Here is a 2,839-nt window from a genome sequence, read left to right on the forward strand (position 1 = left end):
AATGCGAGGTTGTTGAGAMTGGAGGCGACAGAGGGATGGCGCTCTCCTAAAAGTTCTTGCGTCAGTGCAAGGGCTTGTTTATACAGTGGTTCTGCTTCCTCATACCTCCTTTTCAAACGATACATCTCTGCGAGGTTGTTGAGGTAGAGTGATAGTTTGAGAGAGTTTCCTTTGTTTTTGACAATTTCAACAGCTTCTTCGGCGGGAGAAATACCTGCGCTATAGTTGCCTAGTTTATAAAATAATTTGGATATCTGATAGAGATAACCCGCCAAGATCTGGCTATTTTTAGGCAGTGCCCCTCGCGCTTGCTCGATCGCTCTTTGATAACCTTTTCTTGCCTCCTCAAAATAATTTTGAGCAAGTGCATTTTGCCCCTTAGCCAGAGCCGCCTTTGCACTGTCATGCTTGCTTCTCGCTTGGCGATAGGTTTTCTCAAAAATTGGTGCTTGATTTAATCGAAAACAGCCAGCCATGAGATTGTTGGCTTGGCTTTTATAGACAGCGATCGCCACAGGACTCTTGGCTGTATGGCGCAAATGTTCGGCAATTTTCATCGCCGACTCAAAATGAGGACGCAAGGGTTGCCAAGTCGTCACTTGCTCCCAATCCGCAGAGGCGGGAATCTCTTGGGCGCGATCGCTCAATCCACGCACCCACGCATTTACCCAACCTTCGCGATCGGCATCTGTCCATTGCGTTCCCAAAAACTCATGGGTCACCCGATGTAAGCGATAGGTTTTACCTTCTTCTACACTTTGAAGCAGATTTTTTGTCCGTAGTTCTATTTCTGCTTTCTTCAGATTGCGAATGGGGACAAAGGCTGATTTTGTCTGCATCACTGGTTTTGCTAAGAATGGTAATAGCTTCCTCAACAACAGCCCTAACGAATCCCTAAACCTTTGCCACCAACTTTTGCGAACGGTTGGCGCTTCTGACTGATTGGGATAGGCTTGCACCACTGACACCACCAATTCCCAAGGCAAATTTATCGGTTCAAATAAGCTCAAAACTCTTCCAAGTTGCTGGGCATCGGGTGACAATTGTTGCCAAATCACCATCAGTACTGCTTTCAATCCCTGCTTAATGTTTTTGTCAGGATCGACATCTTCAGGAGCTTCTGTATAGGGTTCCAATACTTCGCTTTCTAGCCCGTTTTGTTCTAATTCCGCGATCGCGATCGGTAAAGGTGCTTGGGAATTCTTTAGCCAACTACCCACCAAAGTTAGGGCTAAGGGCAAACAGCCTAAACGATTGCAAAGACTGGTGGCGATCACAGGATTGTCTAGTAAGGTTTGCTGATTTGGTTCTGCCCATTTTGTCAATAACTGTAATGCTGCCTCGGTCTGCAATTCCCGAATTTCCAGCACCGCTAATTTACCCTGCAATAGCGATCGCGAGGTCAGCACAAATCGAAACGGATGGACATCTCCTAAACTCTTCGGCAAGTATGGCAAAACCTGTGTTTGATATTCGGTTACGTCATCAATCAAGATCAGTGCTATTTTCTCCTCACCGCAAAATTTTTGCCACTGCTGCCAACCTTCCTCTACCTGTGTTTCTAATTTGCTGAAATGCCGTAAATCCCCATCTTCACAAAATCTCAACTGCATAAAATCTCTAAGGGATTCGCCAAACTGCGCTGCCTCAAAAATCCCCACTCCACCCGCATACTCATCTAAATGCAATTTGCCATACTGCCGTGCCAGTTCGCTTTTTCCCATCCCTGCCATGCCAGAAATTAACACCATTGGCAAAGGTGAGCTTTCGCTTTGCGCCTGCAATAAATTGTGCAATTCCTCTAAATCTTTATCCCGTCCGACAAAGTTACCAGCCCGATCAATTTCGCGATCGCCAAGATTGTTATAGAAGCTATTTTGATGGAGGACTTTTTCCGAGCGATCACGATTCTGAGGATAGTTGACAGTTAATGTCCCAATATTCACAGTACTGTCAGGTTGTGCCAATACCCCAATGCTTTCCGCGATTTTATTCGGTTCGTGATGTATTTCCTGCGTGATTGTCGCATTGATATCGCCGCCAGCATTCACGTTTTCTAGTACGGTTTGCTTGACCTGTGGCTGTGACTTCAGAATATCTGCTAAAACCCGTTGCAAGATTTCCTGCAACATCTCTGGCTGCACATCATTGAGGTAAGTATTGCCGATATTCGCAACACCACCCGCAACCCAAGTTTGATAACCCTTGCTCCCATCTCGATTAATCTGCGTCAACTGGCGATCGCTTTGAATTGCCTCACCTAACTGTGAATCAGCATCAATGTTTTCCTTGACCAATTCCACCAACTCAGCCAAATCCCCTTGAGGATTAGCTTTAAGTGTCTCCGCCGTTAGCTGACATAGTTGCGTAATTAAATCTGACATGAGCGATCGCCGTTAACTGCATTTCACAACTAAAATATTTCTCAAGGATAAGCTATTACTCATTTCTACGGATTAATCTTCATAAATTAGCGGTAAAGGTGATCGCCTAAATCAAAACCAAAGTACATCCGCGATCGCCTTTATCGTCAAGTAAAGGATTTGATGTAGGGGCAGTGCATTCACACAGAGATTTATCAATTCTCAGATTCTCTTTTATTGTGAATGCACTGCCCCTACCTCGCAATGCAGCCACAGATTTTTGATCAAAGCGAAGAGGATAGAGCATTTGCGTATAGAGATTGCCGTGATAATTTATCAATATTGGCGCAAATGCTCTACCCCTTGTATCTAGGAAGAAAAGTAAAGGATAAAATCTTTACTACAATCCGAAAAAGCAAAAGCAGAGATAAACTCGTTCTGCCCCTAGGGACACCAAGCCCGTACTGTAGATAGAG

The 2,839-nt window shown here is 44.8% G+C and carries 1 protein-coding gene; it reads right to left on the reverse strand.

Annotation, left to right across the window (positions count from 1 at the left end):
• Window positions 1-2,384, reverse strand: a 2,384-nt coding sequence (locus tag B9G53_RS25710) for a tetratricopeptide repeat protein (RefSeq protein ID WP_094536270.1), incomplete at its 3' end; no start/stop codon positions are given.
• Window positions 2,385-2,839: the final 455 nt, after the last annotated feature.

Source organism: Pseudanabaena sp. SR411 (genome assembly GCF_002251945.1).
Taxonomy (GTDB): Bacteria; Cyanobacteriota; Cyanobacteriia; order Pseudanabaenales; family Pseudanabaenaceae; genus Pseudanabaena.